The sequence below is a fragment of the Sinorhizobium meliloti genome (assembly GCF_017876815.1).
In the GTDB taxonomy this organism is placed as follows: Bacteria; Pseudomonadota; Alphaproteobacteria; order Rhizobiales; family Rhizobiaceae; genus Sinorhizobium; species Sinorhizobium meliloti.
This window is the reverse complement of sequence record NZ_JAGIOS010000001.1, coordinates 2,961,222-2,987,129: the sequence shown is the minus strand read 5'-3', so window position 1 is coordinate 2,987,129 and position 25,908 is coordinate 2,961,222. Positions and strand designations below refer to the sequence as shown.

The following is a 25,908-nucleotide window of genomic DNA, read 5'->3' as shown; positions in this document are numbered from 1 at the left end:
CCCGCCGCGGCCTGCTTGATTTCCTCATCCCTACGCGTCCGGGAACCCGCGTGAACTCAAGCTGCTGCCTTCTCCATATAGGACGCCAACAGGCCGCCCCAGCCATTCTCCGAATCGAAAATGCCGCGCATTTCCTTGGCCTTCACGCCGTATTTTTCAAGATGGCGGTGCTCGAGAATGACGGTTGTGCCACCTTCCCCATTTGCCTCGAACAGGACCTCCACTTCGGTATGCAGGCCGGGATCGTAGTCGAAATCGGCGTTGAGCTGCCAGTCGAAGAGAACTCGGTTCGGTCGGTCGCAAGCGATGACACGCCCCCACTCGCACTCCTCTCCCGCGTTGCCGATCTCGTACCAGCGGCCACCCGCGACGGCCTCCACCACAACCGTCTTTTGGCCGGACTGCGTGAGGCTGTGGCCCTTGATCCACCACGTCCCCATTCCGCTGACGAAAACGTCGAACGCCTGCTGCGGCGATGTACGCACCGTAACCGACTTGCGGACCGGTGCCGGCTCGATCATGTTCATGAGGTCCTCCTCCCGTGAGATCGCGATAAAGTTACTCTTCGGCTTCTTCGGAACGCTCGGCCCCCTCGGCCGCCTGCTTGAAAGCGGCGAGCTGATCGTCCCAGAATCGGTCGAGCCATTTCCTGAGCGGCCCCAGCCCGTTCGGATCGATCGAATAGATTCGCCGCGCACCCGACGGCACATCGCGCACGAGGTGTGCCTCCTTGAGTATCTTCAAATGCTGTGAGATCGCCGGCTGTGAAACCGGCATCGCCCGGGCGATCTCGGCGACCGACTGCCGCCGCTCGGCCACCTTCTCGAAGATGGCACGGCGCGTTGGATCGGCAAGGGCAATAAAGGCTCTGTCCTGATCATAAGTCATAGCTTATTATAAGCCATAACTTATCATCGTCCACCCCAATTTCAGCGCGACGTTTGCTTCTCGGGTCGTTTGGCGGTCCCGGGAAGCCGCTTGCGCAATTATGCCGCCTGCATCCGCAGCTCGGCGAAGGCAGCCCGAACATGCTCCGCGACCGCCAGAACCGGCGCCGGCGCATCTTCGATGACCTTGAGGCCGATGTTGTAGTGACCGAGATCCGGCAGGCCGTCACGCTCGCCGAGCTGGACCATCTCGCCCTGGACGAGGTAGCGCGGCAGCGGCGCGATCGCGAGCCCGGCGAGAACAGCCGCACGCTGTCCGGTGGTATAGGCGCTCAAAAAGGCGACGCGGAACTTGCGGCCCGCACGCGACAGCTTCTCGACCGCATCGGCACGCCAGACGCAGCCGTCCTCCCACATGGAAACCGGAAGAGGATCGCGCAGATGCGCGTTCCCGCATTTCGCACCTGCCCAGACCAGTTTCTCCTGCATCAGGATTTCGGCGCCCTTGGCAGATTCCTCGGAAAGGCTGTTGAACACGGCGATGTCCAGGCGGTGCTCGTCGACCCGCTTGCGCATCGCGTTGCTCATGCCGATCGAAACGTCGATGGTGACGTTCGGATACGTCTCGGCAAAGCGCTTCAATACATCAGGCAGGATTCGCTCGCCGACATCCTCCGGCGCACCGACCCGCACCACACCGTTCATGTCGGGCAACAGGAAGCGGGACACCGTCTCGTTATTGAGCGACAGAAGCCGCCGGGCATAGCCGAGCAGGAGCTCGCCCTTCGGCGTCAGCGACACCGAGCGGGCGTCGCGCAGGAACAACGTGCAGCCAAGCATTTCCTCGAGCTTCTTGATCTGCATCGAAACCGCCGAAGGCGTGCGGTAGACCGTCTCCGCGGCGGTCGTAAAGTTACCGGTCTCGGCAATGGCGACGAAAGTCTTGAGCACGTCCATTTCGAGCAGCGGAAGCGCGTGGCGCATCATCATGTTCATGGCGGCATCCTCGATCAGAAAAACTGAAAGATAGCTTAACTTCATTTCGTTTGATTGAACATCACGCATGCGCGATAGTCAAGCTGCAAGGGACGGAAACGCCCTGAACCAGAAGGAGAAGGCTATGTCCGCTCTGACGTTGGCGATCAATAATGGCGCCCCTCATGAAAGACCGGCCCCGAGCGCCGCACCCACCGATCGGGCGCCCAGGCAGGCTCGATCCATCGATGAGGGGGACATCGTTCTGGCGATGCTGTGGCATGCCCGATCTCTTATTGAACTGATTGCCGAGCGGCGGCGTGCCGGCAATCTGGTCAGGAATCGGGTGGAAACACGCCGGCAATTGGCGAGACTTCCAGCCAGGGTGCGAAACGACCTGTTACCCGCGGAACAGCAGCCGATCAGAGCATCCGATAGAAAGGCTATAGCGGGCGAAATCAATCACGATGTTTGATGAATTACATCAAACATATTCGTTTGAATGATCAATCGCGTTGCACCATAACGTCCATGGTCGCGACCTTTTGAGGAACTCAGAAGGAACCAGCAATGTCTATGAACGAGCATTCGTCATCCGCATCGAGCCAGGGTCTTGCAGCCCTGCCCGGACTTTTCAACCTGCGGGCCCGTGCCTGGGCAGCCTGGAAGCGGCACCGCAACGAACGTGTCCTGGAGAACCTCTCCTACGACACGTTGAAGGATATCGGCTTCCCCTCCGTCGATGATGCAGTACATAAGACGGACCAATGATTAAAGACTGCAGATGCCACCCTCCCGGCATTGACCGCAAGACCAGACTATAAGGGCATTCCCGCAACGGAATGCCCTTCTTGTTTCGAGGGAGCGCTAAACAGTCGCCGTCAGCAGTGCTCCCTACTCGAAGAATCCCTTCGGCGTCTTGCCCTTCAGAAATGGTTCGACGAACGCATGAAGCAACTCGGGCTGGCTGATGACGGCGGTATGCGACGTCGCCGGGAGGACGGCAAGGCGCGAGGCGGGCAGCGGTTTGCCCATGTCGCCCATGACGCCCCCGCCGAGCAGCCGGAACAGAGCGACCGAATGTTCGAGCGTCGCCACGTCCGCATCGCCGGTGATGATCAAAACCGGGGTTTTCAGCGCCCTGACGTCCGCTTCCCATGCCATCGGCTCCTTCTCCAGCGCGATCAGCTTCCTGACGAGTTCGGGAAAACCGTCGGGATTGGCCGCGAGCTTGCGATAGTCCTCGGCAAACGGCATGTTGACGAACATCTCGACCGACATCTGGGGAATGAAGGCCTTGAACGCCGGCTGCCAGCCCTCGGCATCATAGGCGACGGAGGCGGCGGCGAGCTTGTCGACCTTTTCCGGGTGGCGGATGGCAAGCTGCAGACCGGCAGCCGCACCCATGGAGTAGCCGAAGACATCGGCCTTTTCGATCTTCACGGCATCCATGAAGGCCGCGACATCATCGGCCAGATTGGGATAGGTGATCGGCCGGTCGATATCCGTGGTGCGGCCGTGGCCCTGGAACTCGATCGCATAGACCTTGTGGGTCTCGGCGAGCTTCGGGATGATCGTACCCATCGAGGGGATGTTCATGTAGGCGCCGTGCAGCACGATGAGCGGGTCGCCCTCGCCCGAGACTTCGTAATACATTTCCATGCCGTTGACCTTGACCCGATTGCCCGCCGGTTCGGATCGGGCAAGCGTGGCGCCCGCAACAAGCAGGGTCGCGGCAATCAGTGCGATGCGGAACATAGGTCTTCTCCTCGGTTTGCGGCCGGCCTATGCCGGTTTCGATGATAAGACGAGCGGAGCTCCCGGTCTCCGACATTGATCAACGCAATTTTTTCAGCAATGCGCGCGGCCTGTGACTGCCTTTGCTCGGACGACCCTCGCCTCCTGGTAAAATTTGCAGCTGGCGTCAGCGGTAGGTTTTTGCTTTCGTAAAAGCGGCCCGTGCCAAGAGCTCCCAGCAGATCGGTAATCCTCATGAGTGAAATTGAAGCCCAATTGCCGGTGATCCATTTTGCGGACGCAAAGACCTTCGAAACGTGGATCGCGGAGCAAGGCTCCGATTGCAAAGGGCTCTGGGTGAAATTCGCCAAGAAAGCGTCCGGGATAGCGAGCATCACGCCGAGGGAGGCGCTCGATGTGGCGCTCTGTTACGGCTGGATCGACGGTCAGCGTATTGGATCCGACAGCGACTTCTACCTGAACAAATACACGCCGCGCCGTGCGCGCAGCCGATGGTCGCAGGTGAATTGCGCTCGGGCGACCGAATTGATCGCCGAGGGGCGCATGACGCCGCGCGGCCTTGCCGAAGTTGAACGCGCCAGGACCGACGGCCGATGGGATGCCGCCGCGCCACCGCCGAGCAAGGCGACCGTTCCTGACGATCTTCACGATGCGCTCGCGCAGAATGCAGCCGCTAAGATGCTGTTCGACGAACTCGACAGCCGAAATCGCTATGCAATCCTCTTCCGCATTCACGACGCGAAGAAGAGCGAGACGCGCGCCGCGCGCATCGAAAAATATGTCGGCATGCTCGCCCGGGGCGAGACGCCCTATCCGCGGCGCAAGGCGCGATAGATCGACCTGCCTCTCAGGCCGCCAGCGGCTCGACCTCGACCGTCACGTGCGAAAGCTCGTGGATGTGCTCGAGCTTGCGGCGGTAGGTCGACGGGCTTTGCGGATTCTTCGTCACCAGCGAAACGATGGCACCGTGGTGGCCGGGCCCAAGCTGCCACACGTGCAGATCGGTGATCCGATCCCCGTCCCGCTCGATCGCCGCGCGTATTTCGTCCGGCAGGTCCTCGCCCGGCGGGATGTAATCGAGCAGCACGCTGCCGCTGTCCCGTATCAGGCCCCATGACCAGCGGGCAATCACCAGCGCGCCGACGATGCCCATCATCGGATCGAGCCATATCCAGCCATAGACGCTGCCGGCTGCAAGCGCGACGATCGCGAGGACCGAGGTGAGCGCGTCCGCCAGCACATGCAGGTAGGCAGCACGCAGGTTGTTGTCCCGGCCGTGGGCCGAGACGCTATGGTGGTGCTCGTGATGGTGATGATGGCCGTGGTGATGGTGACCGTGGTGGTGATGTGAATGATCCTCGCGAAGCAGCCAGGCACAGGCGAGATTGACCGCAAGTCCGAGCACGGCCACCGAAATGGCCTGCGGAAAACTGATCGCCACCGGATTGGCAAGGCGCAGAAGGCTTTCCCAGCCTATCAGCAGAGCGATCAAGGCAAGTACGATCGCGCTTGAGAAACCGGCGAGATCGCCAAGCTTGCCCGTACCGAAGGTAAAGCGCGGGTTGCGGGCGTTGCGCCGGGCGTAGAGATAGGCAAGCGCCGCGATCAGCAGGGCCGCGGCGTGCGTCGACATGTGCCAGCCGTCGGCGACCAACGCCATGGAACCGTAAAAGGTACCCGCGGCGATCTCCGCGACCATCATCCCCGCAGTCAGTGCGATGACGAACCATGTTCGCCTTTCGTTGCGCTGGTGATTGTCGCCGAGGAATACATGATCATGGCCTGCGGGCGCCGGTGAATGGGTTTCGCTCATTTCAGGTATCTCCTGACGATTTCGATCAGTTCGGCAGCGCCCTCTTCGCGCTCTCCCTGGGTTTCGTGGCCGGCTACGTGCCCGCGAATATGATCTTCTATCAGCTCGATCGTCAGCCCGTTGACCGCACCACGCACGGAGGCGACGAGGTTGAGAATATCGCCGCAGGGCTGGCGGGCTTCGAGCGCACGCTCGACCGCCTCCATCTGCCCCTTTAGCCGACGGACACGGGCGAGCAACTTTTCCTGATCTCTGATCGTATGGGACATAGCATAGGGGGGTACCCTATTTTAAACGCCCATGCAAGCCGCACCGTCGCTGCGTTGCATTGGGGACAGGCCCTGAAGCTGCGCGCTCTCCAATGCGTCTTGTCAGATACCGACATCCGAATTCTGCAAAGGTGAAAAGTCGCTAGCGGTAAAGCCGCAGCTCAAGCGCACCTGCGCAACTTTCGCTCAGTTTGCCTCATTTTTGCTCGATTACGTCATCGCGGTCCATGATCTTGTCGCATTTCATACACTCGTCGACCCGGCACGCGACAGGCCCGGGCGGAGGGATGTCGCAATGCGAAATCTCTTCCCAGTCGCGGCTTTCCATGCCAATGTCGCAATTCGACAAGCTGAAGCGCATATTCCAAGCGACGAATATGCGAGCCTTAATGCATGTCGCCAAAAGTGCGCAGCGGTTTGGGGCTGACGACATGCACGAAAGCGACGACCTGAAGTGCGTCGCATGAATTCGATCTATGCAACGTGCTTTAGCCTGGGAGGTTTCATGCACAAACCGCTGACGAAGAAGCGTTCGCTCGTCTTCTTTCTGGTGCCAAACTTTTCGATGCTGCCCTTTTCGGCGGCGATCGAGACGCTCCGCATCGCCAACCGGATGCTCGGTTACGAAGCCTACACGTGGCGTCTCGCCTCGACCGACGGCCAAAAGGTCTATTCGTCGGCGGGCATTGCGCTCGAAGTCAACACCTCGCTCGCCGACGAACGCAAATATCTCGGCGGAGAAAGCCGCCCATCCATGGTGCTGGTCTGTTCGGGCGTCTATGTCGAGGACTTCCAGAACAAGTCGGTGAATGCATGGCTGCGCGAAGCCTATAACCGCGGCATCGCCGTCGGCAGTCTCTGTACGGGCGCCCATGTGCTCGCCTCGGCGGGCCTGCTCACGGGCAAGCGCTGCGCGATCCATTGGGAAAACCTGCCGGGCTTCTCCGAGAGCTTCCCCCAGGCCGATGTATATGCGGACCTCTACGAGATCGACGGCAACATCTATACGTGCGCCGGCGGCACCGCCTCGCTCGACATGATGCTGAACCTGATCGATCAGGATTTCGGCGAGAACCTCGTCAACCGCGTCTGCGAACAAGCGCTCACCGATCGGGTGCGCGGGCCGCACGACCGCCAGCGGCTGCCGCTGAGAGCGCGTCTCGGCGTCCAGAACGCCAAGGTCCTGTCGATCATCGAACTGATGGAGAGCAACCTCTCCGAGCCGCTGTCGCTACTGGAGATCGCAGAAAGCGCGGACCTGTCTCGCCGTCAGATCGAGCGGCTTTTCCGCCAGGAGATGGGCAGATCGCCTGCCCGCTATTATCTGGAAATCCGCCTCGACCGCGCCCGGCACCTGCTTATCCAGTCGTCCATGCCGGTTGTGGAAGTCGCCGTCGCCTGCGGCTTCGTTTCCGCTTCGCATTTTTCGAAGTGTTACCGCGAGCTTTACAACCGCTCGCCGCAACAGGAACGCGCCGAGCGAAAGCTGACGCTGCAGATGGCGCGGTAGATCGCCGCGTTTCGGAACGATTGAACGGCGAGGCCTTCATCGGGCGGCACCGGCAACTGCCGGTGCCACGTCAACGCCCATGACGGACCCTGCGTCATCCGCGCCGGCGTTTTCTCCTGAAACCGGCCCAAATCAACCGGCGGCGCCGGTCGCCCGGACCGCCCGAATGGCGGTCGTCCTTCAGGCCGGGATCTTGGTCCTCGCGTTCAAAGTTCTCACCTTGGTGAGCGTATCGAGGTTCTGATTGACGCGGCAGTAGAATTCCTCGTTGACGAAGGGGCGAACGACGAAATCGTTGCCGCCGGCTTTGAGGAACCGGGCGGAAAGCAGCCGGTCCTTCGACGACGACACACCGATGATCCTTAGCTGATGCGGGCCGTGGGCGGCGCGGATTCGCCGCGTAAGCTCGAAACCGTCGATATCGGGCATATTGTAGTCGGTTATGACGAGGGCGATGTCCGGATTGTTCTTCAGGATTTCCAGCGCCGCAGAGCCGTTTTCCGCCGAGCTCGTTCTGAAATTGTAGCGCTTCAACTGCGTCGTCAACACGGCCCGGGCCGTCGCGCTATCGTCGACGATCAACACGTGATGCTGCTGGTTCGTCAGGAATCGGCAGACGGACTCTGCCAGCATATCGACAGCAAAGACGCTGTCCTTGATGACATAATCGACAATGTCCTTGGCGAGGATCGTCTCGCGCGTGCTCTCCTGAAACGAACCGGTGAAGACGATCGTCGGCACGCTCATTTCGATCAGGTAGGTGAGTGCCTCTCCGTTCTCTGCGCCTGGAAGGTTGATATTGGAAATGGCGAGAGATGGCGCGAAGGAAGCGTTTTCGACCGCGAACTGCAAGTCCTCGTAGTCACGACAGACGATCACATCGATATCGAAAAGCTCCTTCAGCCGCTTCGAGACCATCGAAGCAAAGAGGTTGGAGTCCTCGGCAAGCACGATACGGTGCTCGCCGAGGGATTCACCGGAAAAGTACATTCCGGAAATGCCGAAGAATGACATTGATCGCCTATGAATAGAGTGTCCCCGGAAGGCACCCTATGAGCAAAACGCTTTATCCGGTGTTAATGGCGCGCTCATCCAAATGTCCGCGAAGGCATCCCTCAAACGAAGACGACATCATCCGCCGAAAGGTCGGCAAGTGCGACCTTGTCCAGCAGCAGACCGAATGTATCGGATCCATTGAAGGCGATGTAGAGCCCGTCTTCCGTCTCGGTCGCGGCGGCAACCAGGTCGGCGAAGCTGTCGATGCGCGTGGTGTCGGGTGCATATCCGGTAAAGCGCAGCAGGTCGCCGCCGTCCGCATCGAAATCCGTGATGCGATCCACACCTGCGAACGAAAACGTATCGGACGACCACAGGAAGGTATCTGCGCCTGCTCCGCCCGTCATGACATCGTCACCCGCGCCGCCCCAAAGCACGTCGTTTCCGGCGCCGCCGTCCAGCCGGTCGTTGCCGTCGTTGCCGGCGAGCTGATCGTCGCCTGCAAGCGTGCGGATGCTATCGTTCCCCGAGCCGCCGGACAGCTCGAATCTCTCGATATTGGTGAAGATCAGCGTCGTACCCAGCGTGCCGGTCGAAGCGTCGAAATTCGTGCCCGGCAGGGGATCGACGACGCGCAACGTATCGCTGCCGCCACCGCCATCGATAAAGCCGGATGGCGCAACCACCTGGATGAGGTCGTCGCCTGCGCCGCCGTCTATATATGTCTCTCCGTCGCCGAAACTCGTTCCGCCGTCGTAAATCTCGTCGTTCCCATCGCCGCCGGCGAGCACGTCGTTCCCGCCGGCACTGATCAGGATGTCATCGCCAGCGCCCCCATAAAGGGCATCGTCGCCGCTTCCGGAGGCGACATAGTCCCTGCCGCTGCCGCCGGCGACATAATTGTCGCCGTCGCCCATATGGGCGGTGAGCGAAGACAGATTTCCGGCGATCAGCGTATCACTGCCGCCGCCGAGATCCACGCTTGCAACCTCGATCCCGCTGATCAGAGTGCCCGTCGAGGCAAACCCCTGTCCGAAATCGATAGTGACGCCGTCGGTTCGTCCTTCATCGAAGATGGAGAGTTTATCCCAGCCGTTACCGCCGTCGATCACCGCGGAGGAAAGCGTGGTGATGATGATGTCGTTATGGTCTCCGGCAAAGATCCGGTTCGCGCCAACAGTGTCGTTGATGATGTCGCCGCCGCTGCCTGTGTCGATCGCGTCGTCGCCCAGCATGCTGGTGCCGTCGTCGCCGTCGACGCCATATGGGCCTACGACGTCGTTCCCGGCGCCGGTCGAGATGATGTCGTCGGTGGCGGCGCCGAATATCCGGTCGTTGCCGCTGCCGGTCGTCAGGACCAGCCTCTCGATGCGATTGAAGAAGATGTGTTCCCAGTTCGCCGTGTTGTAGCCGATGATGCCGTGACCGTGCTCGCCGCTGAACCGGACGTCGGAGCTGACGTTCGACAGGTCGACCACCAGCGTATCGACGCCGGCACCGCCTGTAACCGCGCCGCCGGTCCCGATCAGGCTGATGAGATCATCTCCCTCGCCGCCGTCGAGCCGGTCATACCCGCTCCTGCTTGTCAGACGATCGTTTCCAGCCCCGCCGTCGACGAGGTCATCGCCGCCGCCGGCATCGATCTCATCGGCGCCGGCTAGACCCCAGATGCGATCCTTCTCCTCGGTTCCAGATAGCGTATCGTTTCCGGCCGTCCCCACGACTGTAGTCATGTCGCTCATCCCCTGAGTTGCGAAGAAGGCCACTAATATTAAATTCCAAAGAACAAATCGAGATACGGCTAAAAATAATTTTCGTACTACAAATATAAATTACATTACTTCAAATATAAAATTACATTGCACCCAAACCGAAATGCGGCCTGACCGCCAGCCGATTTCCGTATAGAATGTGTTCATGAGCGAAGCCCAACCCCTTTTCGATGTGCTGCGCCATTCGGCAAGGACGGAGGTCGCCGATGCATTCGAGCGGCTCGTTCGGGATGCACCCGATCACAGGCTTTGCCGGATCAATGCGCTCGCCTTTGCCGCGCGCGAGGGCCTCGACGAGGAAGAGACGATCGCAGGCTTTCTGCATGCGTCGCGCCTGGGCATTTTCGAGCTTTCCTGGAATGTGCTCTGTCCGGGTTGCGGCGGTGTACTCGATGCCAACACGTCCCTGAAGACGGTGCAGAGCACGGAGTATACCTGCGCGCTTTGTGCCGCCGGTTACGAGCCGACGCTCGACGAGATGGTCGAAGTCACCTTCACGGTCAGTCCGCGCGTGCGCCGCATCGGAGCACATACGCCGCATGAATTGCCGCCGGCCGAATATTTCCGCCAGATCTATTGGGGTTCCGGCATCGACCTGCCGGAAGAGGATTACGAAGCAAAGGTCGACGAATTCCTGTTGGAGGCACTGGAACTGCCGCCAGGCGAGAAAGCCGTGATCTCGCTGCAGCTTCCCGCGGAATTCGTCATCATCTTCGAGCCGGTGACGCATGCCGCGCAATTCCTGGATGTGAGCGGCGAACCGACAAGGGAAAGGAGGAATCTCGGGCTCGTCTTCGATCGCTCGCACCGCCATCACGAGACGCTGAGCTTGCCGCCCGGCCCCTTGCGCGTCTCGGTGGAGAACCACGCCGAGGTTCGTACCCTGCCCTCGATCTGCGTGGCAGGCGAAGCGCTGCATGCCCTGCTCGGCCGCCGTCGGCCATTTCTCACCGCCAAGCGGCTGCTCTCCAACCAGACTTTCCGCGACATCTACCGCACCGACACGCTCGATGTGGACCAACGGCTGAAGATCACCAGCCTTACTTTCCTCTTCACCGACCTGCGCGGCTCGACGGAACTCTACGAGCGCGTCGGCGACCTCGCGGCCTTCGACCTGGTAAGAACGCATTTCAACGTCTTGAACGAAATCGTCGCGGCCGAGGCCGGCGCCGTCGTCAAGACGATCGGTGATGCGGTTATGGCGACTTTCCCGACGCCCGACCGGGCTGTCACTGCGGCAATGCGGATGCGCGAGGCAATGCGCGAACTCAACGAAGAGCGCGGCAGCGAGGACCTGCTCCTCAAGATCGGCATCCATGAGGGGCCGTGCATCGCTGTCAACCTGAACGACCGGCAGGACTATTTCGGCCAGACCGTCAACATCGCCTCGCGCGTGCAACATCTCGCCACCTCGCGTGAGATCTTCGCGACCGGCTCCGTCCTCGAGGATCCTCGAGCATCCGGTGTGCTCTCTGATCGGGGCCTAAGTCCGATGGCGCACAACGTGACGCTAAGAGGAATTGCCAACGAGATCAGCATTTTCGCGATCCCGTGAGCCGCTCTTACGCCAAAGTTCTCAAGGAAATTCTTGCAGCTTGTGGCGTTGCTGTCGGTATCGTCCAGCGTCCTGGGTTCGGTAACACCACGAACGAGGAGAGCCGGAATGAGAAAGATCATCGTTGGCGCATTCGTAAGCCTTGACGGAATCATGCAGGCGCCGGGCGGACCGCACGAGGACCCGGTCGGCGGCTTCGACCATGGCGGCTGGGCCGCCCCCTATTTCGACGAGACCATGGGACAAGCGGTGGACGAGATGTTTTCCAAGCCGTTCGATCTTCTGCTTGGGCGGAAGACCTATGACATCTTCGCCGCACACTGGCCCTATGCCGGCCCTGACGATCCGATCGGTCCGCTCTTTGACCGGATCACCAAATATGTCGCCACGCGCAACCCCGATCTGAGGCTCGACTGGCAAAACAGCCGTACTCTCGGCTCCGACCCAGTTGCAATGCTTAAGAAACTGAAGAGCGAGGAAGGTCCCGATCTTTTGACCCAGGGTTCGACCGACTTCCTGCAGACCCTGTTCAGCAACGATCTGGTAGACGAGATGTACATCTCGTACTTTCCGGTTGTGCTCGGAAAGGGCAAGCGGCTCTTTGGTCACGGCGCCATGCCGATGGCCATGAAACTCCTCGGTTCAAAAGTCTCCGGGACGGGCGTCACCGCCAACAAATACGTCCGCAGCGGCCCTGTCGTAACAGGTTCGTTCGAGTTCGAGCAGCCGACCGAAGCGGAACTGGAGCGGCGAAGAAAGCTGAGCTGATCTTCCGCTTTGCACGTGCCGTCGCCAAACACGGTGCGGGGCTACGGCCCCGCATTATCTTTGAAAGGCCCAACTTCCGGCGGCCTTCCGCTCCCGGAGGATAGCCGCACGTGGCGTCACTTCACAACGACGGAGCCGTTGACGATTTCGATCGTCTCGTCGCCCTGGAGCCCCACACGGTCGCCGCTCGGCGCAGTGACGAAGCAGCCGCCGGGGCAGATCACTTCCGTCGCACCTGCATCGATTGCCACTTCGATCCGGCTCTCCCCTTCGACGATCACCAGAACAGCGGCCTCGCCATCCTTGTTTGTAACGGTCGCGGCATAGGCCACGCCAGCCCACAGCATTGCGGACACCATAACGACAGCATACGTCTTCATCACATTCGGCGCTCGAGCGCCGCCCCCGTTTCGGCCGGCCGCCTTCCCGTCGCGAAAAGGAAGACGCCGGCCACCCCTCTAGCCACGGCCAGCCTACTGCATGTTTCCTTTGATCGTAACCGATCAAAGGTCAAAAACATGCAGCAGATCAAAGCGCTACAGCGACCTTTGCGCGTCTGATAAGACGCGCGGCGCTGTAGTGCATGTTTCCTTTGATCGTAACCGATCAAAGGTCAAAAACATGCAGCAGATCAAAGCGCTACAGCGACCTTTGCGCGTCTGATAAGACGCGCGGCGCTGTAGTGCATGTTTCCTTTGATCGTAACCGATCAAAGGTCAAAAACATGCAGCAGATCAAAGCGCTACAGCGACCTTTGCGCGTCTGATAAGACGCGCGGCGCCGTAGCCCAGAATTTCTCGAAGCGTACGCCGTGCAGGAAAAACAATGCGGCGGCTCGAGCCGCGTCAGAACACCGGAAGCTGCTCGGCGTTCCTGTGTCCTTCGAAAATGCCGATTAGTTGTCCCGGCCCACTTGATCCGTCGATTGTTCGCGGTCTATGCGTTTTGCAACGCCGCAGGCGTTTCGGGGACAAGAAGGGTTACCACACATGGAGATTTTCACTTCCGCCGGCCTGACGGCACTGCTGCAGGTCATTGTGATCGACCTGGTGCTTGCCGGCGACAACGCCGTCGTTATCGGCCTTGCAGCAGCCGGCTTGCCGCTGGAGCAGCGCAAGAAGGCTATTCTCGTCGGCATTCTCGCCGCAACCGTGCTTCGCATCGTGCTCGCCATCTTCACGGTCCAACTGCTTGCGATCATCGGGCTCCTGCTCGCCGGCGGGCTCCTCCTGCTTTGGGTCTGCTGGAAGATGTGGCGCGAGATTCGCACTGGCGGTCACGAAGGCGTTGACGGCCTGGGAAATGCGGACGCCTCGGCCCCAAAGAAGACTTTCAAACAGGCGGCAACACAGATCGTGATAGCGGACGTGTCCATGTCGCTCGACAACGTCCTCGCCGTCGCCGGTGCCGCCCGAGAGCATCCAACCGTGCTCGTCTTTGGTCTGGCGCTCTCTATCGCGATGATGGGTATCGCCGCGGGCTTTATCGCCCGCCTGCTCAGCCGGTACCACTGGATCGCTTACATCGGCCTGGCGATCATCTTCTACGTCGCACTCGACATGATCTATCGCGGGGCAATGGAGGTGTGGCCACACGTTATGCCGGTGGCCCAGGCTCTGGCCGGGCTTTAGAGCACTCCCCGGAAACGGTGTGTAACCGTTTCCGGGCGGAAGTGCGCAGTTTCAACGTGCGGCCGGGGTTCGGCCGATAGAAGGAGCGGTATTACCGCTCCTTCTTCTCTTTCCTGCCTTCGCCAATGGCGCCGGCGCGTCAGGCCTTGTCTTCGGCGAGATCAGGCCTTCTCTTTCTCCATAACCGAAGGTTCGGGTCCGGCGCTTCCGGCTTCTTCCTCAGGCGTTACATCCTCGATCTTCATCGGGAACGGCGCGCCGATTCCCTCGTCACGAAAGCGCTCGTAGATCGAGACGCGAAGGTCGTTGCGAACACCGCCGGCCGTCAGCACGTCCGCGACATAGATGCGCAATTCAAACGTCATTCGCTCGTCTTCGAAGGCCGTGAAGCCGACATTGGGAGCCGGGTTCTTGAGGATCATCGGATGGGCTGCGGCGATTTCGTAGAGCAGTTCGATAACCCGGCGCGGATCGCTGGCATAGGTCACCGTCACTGCAATTTCCGACCGGCCGAGCTTGTTGCGGTGCGTCCAGTTTCCGACCGAGGCGTTGATGAGCAGAGAATTCGGCATCATGATCGACTGATGCTGGAAGGTCTCGATCTCGGTCGCGCGGACGGAGATTCGCCGCACAAAGCCTTCGGTCGTACCGCTGACGATCCAGTCGCCCACCTTGAAGGGACGCTCCACCAGCAGGATCAGACCCGAAACGAAATTGGAGACGATGTTCTGCAGGCCGAAACCGACGCCGAGGGAGAGGGCGCCGGCAACGAGGGCGAGACTCGAAAGATCGATGCCGGCGGCCGACAACCCGATAAGGCCGGCAATGCCCACGCCCATATAGCCGATACCGGTACGTATGGAGTTGCGCACGCCGGCGTCGACGCGACTGCGCGCCATGACGTTGCCGTCGATCCAGCGCTGCACCCAACGCGTGACGAGAAAGCCGAGGGCAAAGAGCAGTACCCCCGCGAGAATGCCCACCAGCGAAATCGTGATCGTGCCGATCCTGATTTCGGTCAGCACCTGATAGGCCCAGGACTCTATGTCCGCAGTCTTGAAGCCCCACTGCATCAATATCAGCGGGATGAAGAAGGAGAGAACGAGCACATAAATGCCGAGACCGGCAAAAAGGCCGAATTGGTCGAGCGCAACCGGCTCCAGATGGAAGCGGCGCTCCAGATAGCGTCCGGCTACCGTTTCGGCAAAGGCGCCCTGCTTGGACACGGACTTCCCCGTAAGGAGGCCGATATAGACCGTCACCAGGATCGCGCTCGTTACCGTGATCTGCGTGGCGATGAAGCGCGCCAGGCCGACATAGCCCGACAATGCAGTCGCGATGAGCGCCGCGCCCAGCAGGAGAAACGAGAGCGAAATAACCCGCGGCCAGGGACGTCCCGGTGCATCGTAAGGTTCATCGGCCCTCAGCACAGGCCGGATCCACGCCATCGACATGAGAATGAGACCGATGATGATCGATGCCACGAAGCTTTTGGCGATCGTCAGCACCACCGGAGAACCGAGAGACTCGCTGATGCTGCCGAGCAGATAGTCGAGCCCGTTGACGAGCGCCATCGCGAAGATCGGCACCATCAGCATTTTCGCGCCGCGATCCGAAACGCGCACGAGCCGCCAGCTCGATCGGTTCGGCGATAGCACCGCGCCTGCCAGCCTGGCTATGAAGAACAGCACGACGCCCATGGCGAGCGTGATCGCAACTATGGGAGCAATATCCGGCCGCAAGACGTTGAAACTACTGAGGAAGAAGTAGCTCGACATAGCGAAGGCGGCGAGCGCCAGAGTCGGGATGAGTGTCGACCAGAACGCAAGCGAAAGCTGCCGGAAATAGGTGGGCTCGTCGTCTTCCTCGTGGCGCATGAGGACCGGCGAAAAAAGCCTGTAACCGCCGACCAGGAAGAGCAGCGCGGCGCAGAGCGAAAGGAAGATCGCGCTCAGCAGCGGCACGCGCTTGTAATTCCAGGCGAATGTCAGCCAACCGCCGATGCTGCGCGACAGTGCCATCGCTTCGTGCATCGTTGCAGTGACGGCTTCGCTCAACATCGCCGCCGAGACATCCGTATGTCTCAGCAGGGTGTTGGAGAAGATCGCCCGGCGCGTCGCGGTGATCCGGTTGGCAAGTTTCCTCGCCTCGACCGAGAGGTTCTCCGCCCTGCCCGTCAGAGCATTGATCGCCCCGCGTTCCGCCAGGAGGCGTTTGCGCTCATCGGTGATGACCGCGTCTTCGGGCGGCTGCCCCTCACCGGGAGGATCGCCGAGCTCCGTGAGCCTCGCCTTGATTTCGTCGAGCCTCGGACGGGTGGGGACGGAGGCGGCGATGATCTGCTTCGAAAGCTCGTCGACCTGCACCCTGAGTTCGGCGAGCATGGCGTCGTCGTCCTCGACGGCATTGGTACGCTCGATGAGACGCTTCAGCTCCCGGTCGGCCTGGGCAAGCTGATCCTCCGCCTGCTGCAATACCGGCGATGCGGCATCCGGCGCCTGACCCGTCCCGGTCTGCGTCGCCGGCTGTGCCGGTTCGGCCTGCGGCGCGGGCTGGACGGATTGGGCAGGCTGGAGAGGCTGGGCAGGCGCCGCCTGTTGGGCCGGCCGGGTTTGCTCAACGCTCGGCTCGGGCTCCTGCGCAACTGCGGATCCGCCGGCAGCGAGCGTCAGCGCACCGAAAGACAGGGCGATCGAAAGCGCCCTCAGTTTTTCCAGGAGATGCAATTTCCTACCCTTCGATAATCCCTGCGCCGCGCAGAACCGCTCCGAGCTTTGCCAGTTGCCGGTCTGCACATGCATAACGGCAAAAAGATGCAAATCCTCTGAGATCCAGGCTGATCTGAATCGTCTCGCGGCTCAATCCTCTTCGGAATGCCTGGCATAGTCCGCCAGCAACTGCTCGTAACTCTCCAGCGGTGGCAACGCCGCGTAGCTATGAACGGCGGATGTGCTCACCCACGGCAGCTTTTCACTGGTCCAGGTTTCTATGAACGGCCTGCACCAACTGGGATCGTCGAGCATGGTCGCGCGGAGATTGACGAACCAGTCCATGCCTTCCGGGCGCGTGAACATCCAGCTCATGCAATGAGGACAGAAATAGTGGCGCGTTGCGCCGTGAAGGCCGCCGATGACAGGCTCGCCGCGTGTGACCTCGAAGCCTTCGCTCGGAATGGCGACGCTCAACGAGAACGCGCTGCCGGTCATTCGCTGGCAGCCGGTACAATGGCATGCCATCGTAAGAAGCGGTTGCGCGCTCACCTTGATGCGCACCTGTCCGCAGCGGCATCCCCCTTGCCAGGGCAGTTCTCCGGCACTCATGGTTTCCTCCTGATTTCGTTCTCCGCCATGGTTCATGCCTAGAACCCGGCGCCGGGCTGCGCGAGGTACTCTTCCTCGGCCGCTGACGACATGCGGGCCAAAATGCCATTGCGGTGCGGGAAGCGCCCGAACCGCTCGATCACGTCGCGATGCCGGATCGCATAGTCGAGGTAGCTGGCGTCTCCGAGTTCGGTGAACAGCTTGACCGACATGGTCTGGTCGGTCAGGTTTTCGGAGTGCTCGAACGGCATATAGAAAAACGCGCGCCATTCCCTCGGCACCGCCATGTCGGCGCTCGCGCCGATGGCGAGCTTCGCCTCCCGCAACGCAAGGCAATCCGTGGCAAAGGCCAACGGCGACCCGCGATACATGTTGCGCGGCATCTGGTCGAAAAGGATGACGGCCGCCAGCCAGTTCTGCGGGGTCTCGCGCCAGACATTGTCGAAGTTTCTGGACAGGGCCAGGTGCGACGCCTGAAAGCGCTGCGCACATTGCTCGTCGAGCCCTGGATCCGGCGTGAACCAGTGGTCATAAGAAAGTTCCGTGAACCAGAATTTCAGCACCTCTTCCGGCGTACAGATCTCGATATCGCCAGTCATGACGCCCACATGCCTCCCTACTGCCAGAGCAATTCCAGAGCACTTCCACAAAAGATACGCTTCCGCCGCAAGATAGGCGGCGATCAGGCCGTTTCCACCGAATGCCTGCAATTTGGCAGGCAATCCGTATTCGCGCGCGGTTCCAATTCTCCCCGGCATTCTAACGCAGCGGCCAGACCCACATCAGCATCGGCACCGCGACGATCACGATGACGACGGAAAGCGGCAGACCCAGTCGTGGGTAGTCGCTGAACCGGTAACCGCCGGGTCCCATAACCAGCGTGTTGCATTGGTGGCCGATCGGCGTGAGGAAGTCGGAGCCGGCGCCGATGGCCACCGCCATCAGGAACGCGTCTGGCCTGTAATCGAGCGCCGTTGCAAAACTGGCGGCAATCGGCGCCATGACGAGGACCGTGGCGGCATTGTTCAGAAAGGGTGTCACCGCCATGGCCGCAACGACCATGATGGCAAGCGCCCCCGCAGGCGGCAGACTCGCCGCCATTCCGCTCAGCCAGCCCGCGATCAGGTCCGAGCCGCCCGTCGTGCGCAAAGTGTCGCTGACGGGGATCAGCGCTGCAAGCATGACCAGGATCGGTCCGTCCACGGCGCGATAAACGTCACGCAGAGGGATGACGCGAAACACCACCATGGCAAGCGCCGCAGCAAAAAAGGCGATTTGCACAGGCACGACGCCAACCGCGGTCGCCCCCATCGCGGTCGCCAGAACAAGCAACGGAACGGTGGCACGGCGAATGGTGCCGAGCAGGATTTCCCGTTGCGCGAGCGGCAGGCAGCCGAAGTCCTGCAGGAAAGACGGCAATTCCCTGCGGGTACCCTGAAGCACGACGATGTCGCCGGCCCGCAGTCTTATGCTGCCAAGCCTCTGTTTCAATCGTTCGCCTTGGCGGCTGACGGCCAGCAGGTTGATGTTGTGATTGTTGAAGAGCGCCAGGCGCTGAGCCGACATGCCGATCAGCGGTGAGCCGGTGGCGATCACCGCCTCGATGGCTTCGGTCTCGGCTTTCTCCTTGTCGTTCGGCATCGGCGCACGATCGCCGGAGATCTTGAGCTTTGCCTGGGAGACGATGCGGTCGAGCGCAGCGGGACCGCCTTCGAGCAGAAGGATATCGTCCAGTTCGATAACGACATCGGGCAGCGGCGCCAGATGCGTGCCGCGACGGAAGACGGCGATCACTACGGCTCCGCCATCGCCGATCTTGACCAGGTTGCTGAGCGGCTTGCCGATCACCGGCGACCCGGCCGGGACCATTGCCTCGGACGTGTAGTCGGTGATCTCGATCGCCTGATGCATGCCGACCTGCTGACTTTTCCGCTCCGGCACCAGGCGATAGCCGAACAGCAGGAACACCGCGCCGACCAGTGCCAGAGAAGCGCCGACGGGCGTGAAGTCGAACATGGTGAAACTCTCGCCCGTCAGATCCGCACGCACCCGGGACACGACCACGTTGGGCGAGGTGCCGACCTGCGTCATCAGGCCACCGATCAGCGAGCCGAAAGCCATCGGCATCAGGAAGACGGAGGGCTGCACGTTCGAGCGGCGCGCGAACTGGAACGCCACCGGGATCATGATCGCCAGCGCGCCGATATTCTTTATGAAGGCCGAAAGTACCGTGACCGTGACGACGAGCAGAGCAAGCTGCGCCCTCACCGATTGCAGATCCGGAAGAAATCGCTGGATGGCGGCATCGACCACACCCGAACGTGCAACGCCCGCGCTGACGATCAGTGCGCTGCCGACGATGATGACGATGTCGTCGCTGAAGCCGTCAAAGGCGTTATCGAAAGGAACGATACCGACCGCAACCGAAAGCATCAACGCCGAGCAGGCGACGATGTCGTAGCGAAAGCGACCCCAAATGAAGAAGATCATCATGGCGCCGAGCACGAGAAACGAAAGGGTCTGTTCGGCGGTCATGGGCAGTACCTGAGCAGCGACTCGTCGGAAACCGGGGTTCTGTTTGCAGGCCCATTCGCCGACACCGAATCAAACGCGCGATCCCACTGGAAGGTTCGCACGGGGTTCCTCATGCATCGGCGGGCCTCGGCCATTACATCCTTCAAAGATTCCTGCCTATGCAATCGAAATATCGCGAAATCCCCCACGAAACGCGCGTGATGCCCGCGACACGCCGAACTTCCTGCTTTCTTTGCACGTTGTCGAATAAGGAATAAGCTGGTGCAACTCATATGGGGCGAAGCATGTACATGAACCGTCACGCGATGCAATCCGCCGCAGCCTACTGCATCTTCCCTGAAACCGGAATGAAGCTGGAGAACCGCACAACAATGCGGGCCCCGGCAGGACATCGCCACGTGTCCATCGGGAGGCGCGGCGCCGTGAGCACAGCTCTCTTCACCCTCTGCGCCGCCGTCGCGCTCAGCGCCTGTACATCGACGCAAACGGTTGGCTACGGCCCCAGACTGGAACCCATGCCCGGCAGCATCACCTATGGCGGTCAGCCGCGAACGAAACTGACGAAGGCCCCGATTGGCAGCATGGTGCCGCACCAGTTCTTCGACACCTATGGTCACCGGGTCTACGAGACCTATGTCATTAATCCGGACCGCTCGTTGCGACTGACCAGCCGCCGCATAGATTACGACATATTCAGCGACTGAATGCCGGCGAGAATCATGCAAGTGGCGAGGATCGTCATGAAATATGTTCTTCCTGTCCTGTGCGTGCTCACACTTCTGACCGGCTGCGAGGCGACCTCGATGGGCTATTCGCCTTATTTGGAGCCGATTCCCGGCAGCATCACCTACGGGGGCCAGCCACGCACCAGGCTTACCAAGGCGCCGGTCGGCAGCATTGTGCCGCATCAGTTCATCGACCGGTTCGGCCGCCGGGTCTACGAAACCTATGTCATCGAACCGGACCGGTCGCTGCGGCTGGTAAGCCGCCGCTACCGCGACCTACCCCTTTTCGACGACGATTGAATGGGCGCGTCGGTCCCTGCGCTGGAGCACTTCACCGGAAGAGCGCGAGCGATTTGCTTGGATTGCGCAATTCAATGATCAGGCATCGAAGAGCGGCGCGGCCGCTATTCGCGCACCGTCTGCATTGTGTTGGCGGGCTACCGCATCCACCGCTTCCGGTTACGCGGTTACGATAGCGAAAGAGGACCTCTACCCAGCTCTCGTCAGCATCAGCACGCGTTTTGCCACATCGGCAAATGTCACGCCGAGCGCTGCCCCGCCGATGCCGATAACGCCGAGAGCGCCCATCCCCATCAGCTTCCATTTGCGCACATCCTCGGTCACGGGCTTCATCGCGGCAATATCGTCCTTGACGAGCATCATCGAGCCCTCGAGCGTCCGCATGCGCTCGACCAGTTCGTCCATCCGGCGCGTCATGGATACGCGGCCCACATCCGATCTATCCTCCGATCGGCGCAGGTCCTCCCTCAGGTTCTTCACCTCGGCTACCAAGGTCCCGAGCTGCTGGTGAACGCCGGCATCAATCATCTCCGCCCTCCCCGTGTTTCGCGCATTCCGCCCGAGTCCAGACGGATGCCGCACAGAGGCCGACCACCGTGCGGTCGATCTTGCGCTGGTCGGCCTGCGTCGCGCCGCGTGCGCCGGCAAGCTCACTTCCCGAGATGCCGCGAAGGCCGCTCACATCGGCCGGTCCCGAAGTTCCACAGCCCGCCAGAAGAAGAACAGACGTCATAGTCAAAGCGCTTCGCGTCAGCGCTCTTTGCTGCTTCATTGTTCTGCCTTTCGATTGAATTGCGGACCGCCTGGGCGGCATTCGAACGGATTTCGAGTATGGCCCACGAAATTCCGGCCAGAATCAGGGCACCGATGACCAGATTGCTCCACGGCAACGTCATCGCGTGAGACCCAATGCATCGCGAACCGCCGGCATCGACGAGATGGCGTAGACGGCAAAACCGACGATTACGGCGAGGATCGCAAGCTGCACCCGCCAATCCAGCGCGACAAGGTTCAACTCCTTCAGCGCCGTGACGAGCGTGCCGCCGGCCGTCAGCAGCCAGGTCCAGAAGCGGCCGGACCGGGAAACCGGCCTGCGCGGGCGTGCCGGAACCACAAGCGCCGCCTCCTCGCCCACGCGGTCCGCCTCATCCTCTCGTGAACCGGCTGCCAGCACCGCGCCAAGCACGGCCTCCAGCTTTTCCGGCCGTACCAGCGCTCGGTTGAGCCCGTCGCCGGCATAATAGGACTGCCCGCGCCTTATCCGCTGCCGGTCGCCCTGGCTTTCGGCGAGAACCGGCAGGGACGCCCATTCCATCGCCAACCGCCTCGCGAATTCAACAGGGCTGATTTCGCCGGAGACAAAGCCGGCGAAGCCACGGCGGTTCAGAAGGTGAAGGGCGAGCCGGTCCTGAAGCGCGGGATCGAAGCGCTGTTCTCCGCGCAGTCCCGGTACTTCCTTCAAAAGCCCGGTGAGCGTGGCCCGCATGAACTGATAGCCCCCCGCCGCACTCGATCCGTGCGCCCTCGCCCATCCCTTCTGCGCACGGATCACCTCGGCGATCGTCATCTCCGTAAGCGGCTTTGTAAGCTTCCCCTGGTTATGTCCGTAGATCACGTCGTAAGACGCGCGGCCCTTGCTGCCGACTTCCGCCTCCCGGATAAAGTCGAGCAGCATCGCCGCGCCTTGAGGCACGGTTTTGGTCATGGGTTACCTTTTTGCTGAAGATTGCAGGTCGTACTGAAGACAGGCGGACAGGCCTTTTTGAGATTCGGGAATGCCGCGGCGGCTTGTTTGATTACCTCATCCCTGTGCTCGTCACAGGGATCCAGCCAGACCAAGTCCTTGGGCTGAAGAAACATTTCCCGCGCCGCAGACGCGGCGCTGCTGGATCTCTGTGACAAGCACAGAGATGACGGAAGAGGAGAGATTGCAGTCCCCCGGCGTGCGTGCCGACAAGACTGACCAGAGCTTCAACGCCATTATCCATCTCGCAGCAGCCGTCATAAACTCGAGATGAATCTCAACAGCCTTAATCCGTTGCGACCTTGCTGCCGCCGAAGAGGCGCTTGGCGCTCACGCCATGGAGGCCCGTTGCGGATCGCTGCGGCATTCGGTATGTGCAAGGTCAATTCAACGATAGAGAAAATCAGTGCCCAAGCCGAAGGTCGTCGTCGTTTTCCCCGTCTACAATGGCGAAAAGACACTCGCCAGCAGTCTACGGTGCATTGCCGAACAGACGTTCGAAGGCTTCGAAGCAATCATTCTCGACAATAAATCGACTGATAAGACGGTCGACATAGCCGAGCAATTTTGCCGGTCGGACGACCGCTTTTCGCTCGTCAAATGCGAAGAACATGTAGGCGCGATAGCGAACTTCGCGAGAGCAGTACAGCTCGGCGCAGAACGCGGTGAATATTTTTGCCTGCGTGCATGCGATGACCATTCTTCCCCGGATTTTTTGGCCCGGCTCGTGGAAGCACTTGATACCAATCCCGGAAAGCTTCTTGCCGCATGTCCGACAAAGCTGGTGGGATCAAGCGGAAGCAGAATCAAAGCCCCGAACGACTCGGCCTTCAATTTCACCGGAAAGTATGTGGCCGGTCAGGTGCCAAGAAACCTCACCTTCCCCGCTGAGTGGATTTACGGTCTGTACAGAGCCGACGCAAAAGAACTGCTCATGTCACGCTGGTTCGAACTTGGAAATCCGTGGTGTTTCGCATCCTACGTCGTGTCGGAGTTTGTCGTCCTCGATTTGGTAGCGTACGTGGACGGAGCGACACTTGACTTTACAGAGGGATCTGGATCTGAGGCGCGTTATCGTGCCAAGAGTTTTCGGGATCGTCTAACTCAGAGGCTGAAATATACTACAGGGTGCTACGCTTTGGTAAAAAAGCTTCCAGACGTCAGCTGGTCGACGCGGATGAAGTTCTTTAGAATGTGTTGGAACGATGCGCGACGAAAGACTCGATACAAGCTGTTCTGGGTTTTCTAGTATCCATTTGACTGCAAGGTCTTTCGTTTCCACGGCGCACCTTGCCGACTTCCACTCAGTTCTATGTTGGTCGATCCCTGATAGGAAGTCTAGAGGTCGGCAGATGTGGACCACATTGCGTCAATCTGGTCGTCGGAGACTCCCAGGGCGGCGGCAATGGCCCCAATCATCGGATGCATGCGGTTGAATGTGGTCGCGTATTCCCACTCGATTTTCGCAACCTCCTTCTCAGGACCTTCCTGCATTGCCTCAATGGCGGCCGTGACCTGAGACGGAGTAAAACCGTTGTTGAGGAGGCCCAGACGAAGCCGGCGGGTGGTCAGTGACGGAAGCGACGCACGGATTTGCTCCTTCGTCGGCGGTACATAATTTTGAACCGGGAAGTCCGGATGCTGCTTCATCCACATACGGATTGCAGGGTTCGCACCAATCGAGTCGTCAGGCGTGGAAACGTAGTGTTCGAAACGTTCCTCCACGCTGTTGACCTTCAACGTGAGATCGAGATCGTAGACGCCTGACGTAGGCGGACAGGCGTCATCGGTCATTGCGGCCATCAGAGAACCTTTCTGGCGGTGAAGTTCCAGTTTGCGTAGCCGTTGTTCGCCCGTGCGTGGCGCTTCATCATCAAGGCGTAGCGTGAGGCGGAGATCAGATCGTCGCGTTCCTTGACGATCCTGCCGTCCTTGCGGTGATAGAGGCGGAACTCCTCGAACCATTCCGTGCAGGTGGAAAACACCTTCCAGCGCCCGCTCTGCATCCGCTGCAGCATGTCGGAGAGCCCCGCTTCCACGCCGTTGGTGCCGTCGTCGAAGGTCGCGCGCTCCGGTAGAAGGGCCAGCCCCTGTGCGCGGTATTGCGCCGCCAGTTGCTCGCCGCTGCCCTTGTCGTGCTGCAATCCGTCATGCGGCCAAGCCCAGGGCATCGCCGCTCCCCAGGGTTTCAGTGCCGCCGCATGGATGATCGGCGTCGCCTCCCGCTCGCGATAGATCTTCGTCACGTGGAAAACGTCCGCGTCCCGGTCCCAGGCGCAGCCGACCGCCGCGAAAGGATGATCCCAGCCGAAGTCGAGCCCGCCGATCTGCACCCAATGCTTCGGGATTTCGAAGGGATCGATACGAATGCTCTCCTCCGTCACAGGAAAGATCCTGCCGGATCCGAGCGCCGGCACGCCCCTGGTGCGCGCCTCCCGCTCATGGGCGGGATAGCTGTCGATCACCCTTTGTCGCTCCTGCGGCGTGTAGTGCTCCGCATCCTCGATCGTCATGGTGATGACCGCGCGGTCCGGCGATTTTTCCATGAGGTACCTGGCCACGACCGCGCTCAGGCCCCTGAGCGGCGTAAAGGTGACCGCGATCGCGCCGCGCGTCGCATTGGTGCGGGTGATCCCCTCGAAATAGACGTCTTCGGGCGGCTCCTCGTCGAACCAGACATAATCCACCGTATTGGCCTGCCATTTGGCGCGCCCCTGTTCGTAGGCCTTGAAGAGAAGGGTCGAGGCTCTGCCGGAAACATGCCGCACCGTCACGCTGTCGAGAGCACCGGAAGCACCGGCGCGGCGTGTCGTCGCCTTGATCGCCGCCTTCGGGAGAAATCCGGTGCCCCACTCCTCCTCATTCAGCGGCGGACCGATCAGCAGCCGTTGCACGCCGTCGCGGGTCAATTCATAGGATTCCGAGCCCGCCAGCATGACGATCGGCCGGTCGAACCGCCGGCCCTGCCACCAGTCGGGATAGCGCCCGGTCAGATGCATCGCCGCCTCCGCTGCGCCGGCCAGCGTCTTGCCGAGCTGGTTGCCGGCCATGAACAGCCTCTCGCGAAAGGCCGCGCCCGCCGCATGGAACTCCCGCTGCTTGGCATAGGGCCGGTAACCGGCGAGGATATTCGTTCGTTGCCGCCTGTGGAGCTCCGCCATCAGCAGCATCTGTTCCCTGAGCATCGCGGAAAGGCCGGACGCAATGGTCCCCTCGGATGGGTTGGATACGCTCATCCGTGATCATGCCTCTATATGCTGCGAATTGCCGTCGTAGCCGGCGTAAGCTTAGCTTCGTCTTTGCTGGACTGCGCCGGAATAAGATCAATAATGTCCGCATTGCCGCTGACA

Annotated in this window: 28 protein-coding genes; 10 read left to right on the top strand and 18 right to left on the bottom strand. The window is 60.8% G+C overall.

Going from position 1 to position 25,908, the window contains the following annotated elements; genetic code table 11:
• Positions 1-56 precede the first annotated feature (56 nt).
• The 3 genes from JOH52_RS14455 to JOH52_RS14445 form a co-directional block, all read right to left on the bottom strand.
• The gene (locus JOH52_RS14455) at positions 57-527 is read right to left on the bottom strand and encodes an SRPBCC family protein (protein ID WP_010969620.1); all 471 of its coding nucleotides are present in this window, start codon (positions 525-527) and stop codon (positions 57-59) included.
• Positions 528-558: 31 nt separating this feature from the next.
• A complete protein-coding gene (locus JOH52_RS14450; protein WP_003530664.1) occupies positions 559-888 on the bottom strand; it encodes an ArsR/SmtB family transcription factor in 330 nt (109 codons plus the stop codon).
• Positions 889-986: 98 nt separating this feature from the next.
• Positions 987-1,883, bottom strand: coding sequence for a LysR substrate-binding domain-containing protein (locus tag JOH52_RS14445; RefSeq protein ID WP_010969621.1), 897 nt, complete (start codon positions 1,881-1,883; stop codon positions 987-989).
• Between the two features lie 67 nt (positions 1,884-1,950).
• On the opposite strand from JOH52_RS14445, the gene JOH52_RS36130 reads away from it, so the two are divergent.
• The gene (locus tag JOH52_RS36130; protein WP_017266499.1) at positions 1,951-2,337 is read left to right on the top strand and encodes a hypothetical protein; all 387 of its coding nucleotides are present in this window, start codon (positions 1,951-1,953) and stop codon (positions 2,335-2,337) included.
• Between the two features lie 95 nt (positions 2,338-2,432).
• Positions 2,433-2,633, top strand: a complete 201-nt coding sequence (locus JOH52_RS14440) for a hypothetical protein (protein WP_010969622.1) — start codon at positions 2,433-2,435, stop codon at positions 2,631-2,633.
• A 123-nt stretch (positions 2,634-2,756) separates the two neighbouring features.
• On the opposite strand, the gene JOH52_RS14435 is transcribed toward JOH52_RS14440, so the two are convergent.
• On the bottom strand, positions 2,757-3,620 hold the full coding sequence (locus tag JOH52_RS14435) for an alpha/beta fold hydrolase (protein ID WP_013844602.1): 864 nt from the start codon (positions 3,618-3,620) through the stop codon (positions 2,757-2,759).
• A gap of 234 nt (positions 3,621-3,854) precedes the next feature.
• Here JOH52_RS14435 and JOH52_RS14430 point away from each other — a divergent pair, with 234 nt between their 5' ends.
• Positions 3,855-4,454 (top strand): YdeI/OmpD-associated family protein, encoded by a 600-nt coding sequence (locus tag JOH52_RS14430; RefSeq protein WP_010969624.1) that lies wholly within the window; start codon positions 3,855-3,857, stop codon positions 4,452-4,454.
• 13 nt (positions 4,455-4,467) lie between these two features.
• Here JOH52_RS14430 and dmeF read toward each other — a convergent pair whose 3' ends face one another.
• Together dmeF and JOH52_RS14420 are read right to left on the bottom strand one after the other, a co-directional pair.
• Positions 4,468-5,433, bottom strand: coding sequence for a CDF family Co(II)/Ni(II) efflux transporter DmeF (gene dmeF / locus JOH52_RS14425; protein WP_010969625.1), 966 nt, complete (start codon positions 5,431-5,433; stop codon positions 4,468-4,470).
• The gene (locus JOH52_RS14420; protein ID WP_003530653.1) at positions 5,430-5,702 is read right to left on the bottom strand and encodes a metal/formaldehyde-sensitive transcriptional repressor; all 273 of its coding nucleotides are present in this window, start codon (positions 5,700-5,702) and stop codon (positions 5,430-5,432) included. Before JOH52_RS14420 ends, dmeF begins: the two co-directional genes overlap by 4 nt.
• 505 nt (positions 5,703-6,207) lie before the next feature.
• Between JOH52_RS14420 and JOH52_RS14415 the strand changes: the two genes are divergently transcribed.
• Positions 6,208-7,212 (top strand): GlxA family transcriptional regulator, encoded by a 1,005-nt coding sequence (locus JOH52_RS14415; protein ID WP_003530649.1) that lies wholly within the window; start codon positions 6,208-6,210, stop codon positions 7,210-7,212.
• A gap of 180 nt (positions 7,213-7,392) precedes the next feature.
• Here JOH52_RS14415 and JOH52_RS14410 read toward each other — a convergent pair whose 3' ends face one another.
• A complete protein-coding gene (locus JOH52_RS14410) occupies positions 7,393-8,226 on the bottom strand; it encodes a response regulator (protein WP_010969627.1) in 834 nt (277 codons plus the stop codon).
• A 101-nt stretch (positions 8,227-8,327) separates the two neighbouring features.
• Positions 8,328-9,941 (bottom strand): SMc04171 family calcium-binding repeat protein, encoded by a 1,614-nt coding sequence (locus tag JOH52_RS14405; RefSeq protein ID WP_013844604.1) that lies wholly within the window; start codon positions 9,939-9,941, stop codon positions 8,328-8,330.
• Between the two features lie 184 nt (positions 9,942-10,125).
• Between JOH52_RS14405 and JOH52_RS14400 the strand changes: the two genes are divergently transcribed.
• Both JOH52_RS14400 and JOH52_RS14395 read left to right on the top strand, forming a co-directional pair.
• Positions 10,126-11,535, top strand: coding sequence for an adenylate/guanylate cyclase domain-containing protein (locus JOH52_RS14400; protein ID WP_010969629.1), 1,410 nt, complete (start codon positions 10,126-10,128; stop codon positions 11,533-11,535).
• A gap of 108 nt (positions 11,536-11,643) precedes the next feature.
• Entirely contained in the window at positions 11,644-12,303 is a 660-nt protein-coding gene (locus tag JOH52_RS14395; RefSeq protein WP_003530077.1) for a dihydrofolate reductase family protein, read from the top strand.
• Between the two features lie 116 nt (positions 12,304-12,419).
• On the opposite strand, the gene JOH52_RS14390 is transcribed toward JOH52_RS14395, so the two are convergent.
• Complete coding sequence (locus JOH52_RS14390) at positions 12,420-12,683, bottom strand: hypothetical protein (protein ID WP_013844605.1); 264 nt, start codon at positions 12,681-12,683, stop codon at positions 12,420-12,422.
• A 609-nt stretch (positions 12,684-13,292) separates the two neighbouring features.
• Between JOH52_RS14390 and JOH52_RS14385 the strand changes: the two genes are divergently transcribed.
• Positions 13,293-13,934 (top strand): TerC family protein, encoded by a 642-nt coding sequence (locus JOH52_RS14385; protein ID WP_003530075.1) that lies wholly within the window; start codon positions 13,293-13,295, stop codon positions 13,932-13,934.
• Positions 13,935-14,095: 161 nt separating this feature from the next.
• On the opposite strand, the gene JOH52_RS14380 is transcribed toward JOH52_RS14385, so the two are convergent.
• The 4 genes from JOH52_RS14380 to JOH52_RS14365 all read right to left on the bottom strand — a co-directional run bounded on the left by JOH52_RS14380 (position 14,096) and on the right by JOH52_RS14365 (position 19,789).
• On the bottom strand, positions 14,096-16,753 hold the full coding sequence (locus JOH52_RS14380; protein WP_013844606.1) for a mechanosensitive ion channel family protein: 2,658 nt from the start codon (positions 16,751-16,753) through the stop codon (positions 14,096-14,098).
• A 39-nt stretch (positions 16,754-16,792) separates the two neighbouring features.
• The gene (locus tag JOH52_RS14375) at positions 16,793-17,254 is read right to left on the bottom strand and encodes a GFA family protein (protein ID WP_010969632.1); all 462 of its coding nucleotides are present in this window, start codon (positions 17,252-17,254) and stop codon (positions 16,793-16,795) included.
• A gap of 38 nt (positions 17,255-17,292) precedes the next feature.
• Positions 17,293-17,853, bottom strand: a complete 561-nt coding sequence (locus tag JOH52_RS14370) for a DUF924 family protein (RefSeq protein WP_015007710.1) — start codon at positions 17,851-17,853, stop codon at positions 17,293-17,295.
• Positions 17,854-18,013: 160 nt separating this feature from the next.
• Complete coding sequence (locus JOH52_RS14365; protein WP_003530071.1) at positions 18,014-19,789, bottom strand: SLC13 family permease; 1,776 nt, start codon at positions 19,787-19,789, stop codon at positions 18,014-18,016.
• Positions 19,790-20,211: 422 nt separating this feature from the next.
• Between JOH52_RS14365 and JOH52_RS14360 the strand changes: the two genes are divergently transcribed.
• On the top strand, positions 20,212-20,493 hold the full coding sequence (locus JOH52_RS14360) for a hypothetical protein (protein ID WP_227692111.1): 282 nt from the start codon (positions 20,212-20,214) through the stop codon (positions 20,491-20,493).
• 36 nt (positions 20,494-20,529) lie between these two features.
• Positions 20,530-20,814 carry a hypothetical protein gene (locus JOH52_RS14355; protein WP_003530069.1) on the top strand — a complete coding sequence of 95 codons (285 nt, stop codon included), beginning with the start codon at positions 20,530-20,532 and terminating at the stop codon, positions 20,812-20,814.
• Positions 20,815-21,003: 189 nt separating this feature from the next.
• Here the strand turns inward: JOH52_RS14355 and JOH52_RS14350 are convergent, their stop codons facing one another.
• The 3 genes from JOH52_RS14350 to JOH52_RS14340 all read right to left on the bottom strand — a co-directional run bounded on the left by JOH52_RS14350 (position 21,004) and on the right by JOH52_RS14340 (position 22,519).
• Positions 21,004-21,342 carry a DUF1515 family protein gene (locus tag JOH52_RS14350; protein WP_010969636.1) on the bottom strand — a complete coding sequence of 113 codons (339 nt, stop codon included), beginning with the start codon at positions 21,340-21,342 and terminating at the stop codon, positions 21,004-21,006.
• On the bottom strand, positions 21,335-21,586 hold the full coding sequence (locus JOH52_RS14345) for a hypothetical protein (RefSeq protein WP_017267038.1): 252 nt from the start codon (positions 21,584-21,586) through the stop codon (positions 21,335-21,337). The genes JOH52_RS14350 and JOH52_RS14345 overlap by 8 nt, the downstream gene beginning before the upstream one ends.
• Positions 21,587-21,706: 120 nt before the next feature.
• Positions 21,707-22,519, bottom strand: a complete 813-nt coding sequence (locus tag JOH52_RS14340) for a lysozyme family protein (RefSeq protein WP_010969637.1) — start codon at positions 22,517-22,519, stop codon at positions 21,707-21,709.
• A gap of 445 nt (positions 22,520-22,964) precedes the next feature.
• On the opposite strand from JOH52_RS14340, the gene JOH52_RS14335 reads away from it, so the two are divergent.
• On the top strand, positions 22,965-23,807 hold the full coding sequence (locus tag JOH52_RS14335) for a glycosyltransferase family 2 protein (protein WP_010969638.1): 843 nt from the start codon (positions 22,965-22,967) through the stop codon (positions 23,805-23,807).
• Positions 23,808-23,896: 89 nt separating this feature from the next.
• Here the strand turns inward: JOH52_RS14335 and JOH52_RS14330 are convergent, their stop codons facing one another.
• Together JOH52_RS14330 and JOH52_RS14325 are read right to left on the bottom strand one after the other, a co-directional pair.
• On the bottom strand, positions 23,897-24,361 hold the full coding sequence (locus JOH52_RS14330) for a hypothetical protein (protein ID WP_010969640.1): 465 nt from the start codon (positions 24,359-24,361) through the stop codon (positions 23,897-23,899).
• Positions 24,361-25,794 (bottom strand): terminase large subunit domain-containing protein, encoded by a 1,434-nt coding sequence (locus tag JOH52_RS14325; protein ID WP_010969641.1) that lies wholly within the window; start codon positions 25,792-25,794, stop codon positions 24,361-24,363. The genes JOH52_RS14330 and JOH52_RS14325 overlap by 1 nt, the downstream gene beginning before the upstream one ends.
• Between the last annotated feature and the right edge of the window lie 114 nt (positions 25,795-25,908).

Coding starts and splice junctions, on each gene's coding strand:
- JOH52_RS14455 (WP_010969620.1), bottom strand. CDS start 527: ATGAACATGATCGAGCCGGCACCGGTCCGCAAGTCGGTTACGGTGCGT.
- JOH52_RS14450 (WP_003530664.1), bottom strand. CDS start 888: ATGACTTATGATCAGGACAGAGCCTTTATTGCCCTTGCCGATCCAACG.
- JOH52_RS14445 (WP_010969621.1), bottom strand. CDS start 1,883: ATGAACATGATGATGCGCCACGCGCTTCCGCTGCTCGAAATGGACGTG.
- JOH52_RS36130 (WP_017266499.1), top strand. CDS start 1,951: ATGCGCGATAGTCAAGCTGCAAGGGACGGAAACGCCCTGAACCAGAAG.
- JOH52_RS14440 (WP_010969622.1), top strand. CDS start 2,433: ATGTCTATGAACGAGCATTCGTCATCCGCATCGAGCCAGGGTCTTGCA.
- JOH52_RS14435 (WP_013844602.1), bottom strand. CDS start 3,620: ATGTTCCGCATCGCACTGATTGCCGCGACCCTGCTTGTTGCGGGCGCC.
- JOH52_RS14430 (WP_010969624.1), top strand. CDS start 3,855: ATGAGTGAAATTGAAGCCCAATTGCCGGTGATCCATTTTGCGGACGCA.
- dmeF (WP_010969625.1), bottom strand. CDS start 5,433: ATGAGCGAAACCCATTCACCGGCGCCCGCAGGCCATGATCATGTATTC.
- JOH52_RS14420 (WP_003530653.1), bottom strand. CDS start 5,702: ATGTCCCATACGATCAGAGATCAGGAAAAGTTGCTCGCCCGTGTCCGT.
- JOH52_RS14415 (WP_003530649.1), top strand. CDS start 6,208: ATGCACAAACCGCTGACGAAGAAGCGTTCGCTCGTCTTCTTTCTGGTG.
- JOH52_RS14410 (WP_010969627.1), bottom strand. CDS start 8,226: ATGTCATTCTTCGGCATTTCCGGAATGTACTTTTCCGGTGAATCCCTC.
- JOH52_RS14405 (WP_013844604.1), bottom strand. CDS start 9,941: ATGACTACAGTCGTGGGGACGGCCGGAAACGATACGCTATCTGGAACC.
- JOH52_RS14400 (WP_010969629.1), top strand. CDS start 10,126: ATGAGCGAAGCCCAACCCCTTTTCGATGTGCTGCGCCATTCGGCAAGG.
- JOH52_RS14395 (WP_003530077.1), top strand. CDS start 11,644: ATGAGAAAGATCATCGTTGGCGCATTCGTAAGCCTTGACGGAATCATG.
- JOH52_RS14390 (WP_013844605.1), bottom strand. CDS start 12,683: ATGAAGACGTATGCTGTCGTTATGGTGTCCGCAATGCTGTGGGCTGGC.
- JOH52_RS14385 (WP_003530075.1), top strand. CDS start 13,293: ATGGAGATTTTCACTTCCGCCGGCCTGACGGCACTGCTGCAGGTCATT.
- JOH52_RS14375 (WP_010969632.1), bottom strand. CDS start 17,254: ATGAGTGCCGGAGAACTGCCCTGGCAAGGGGGATGCCGCTGCGGACAG.
- JOH52_RS14370 (WP_015007710.1), bottom strand. CDS start 17,853: ATGACTGGCGATATCGAGATCTGTACGCCGGAAGAGGTGCTGAAATTC.
- JOH52_RS14365 (WP_003530071.1), bottom strand. CDS start 19,789: ATGACCGCCGAACAGACCCTTTCGTTTCTCGTGCTCGGCGCCATGATG.
- JOH52_RS14355 (WP_003530069.1), top strand. CDS start 20,530: ATGAAATATGTTCTTCCTGTCCTGTGCGTGCTCACACTTCTGACCGGC.
- JOH52_RS14350 (WP_010969636.1), bottom strand. CDS start 21,342: ATGATTGATGCCGGCGTTCACCAGCAGCTCGGGACCTTGGTAGCCGAG.
- JOH52_RS14345 (WP_017267038.1), bottom strand. CDS start 21,586: ATGAAGCAGCAAAGAGCGCTGACGCGAAGCGCTTTGACTATGACGTCT.
- JOH52_RS14340 (WP_010969637.1), bottom strand. CDS start 22,519: ATGACCAAAACCGTGCCTCAAGGCGCGGCGATGCTGCTCGACTTTATC.
- JOH52_RS14330 (WP_010969640.1), bottom strand. CDS start 24,361: ATGGCCGCAATGACCGATGACGCCTGTCCGCCTACGTCAGGCGTCTAC.
- JOH52_RS14325 (WP_010969641.1), bottom strand. CDS start 25,794: ATGAGCGTATCCAACCCATCCGAGGGGACCATTGCGTCCGGCCTTTCC.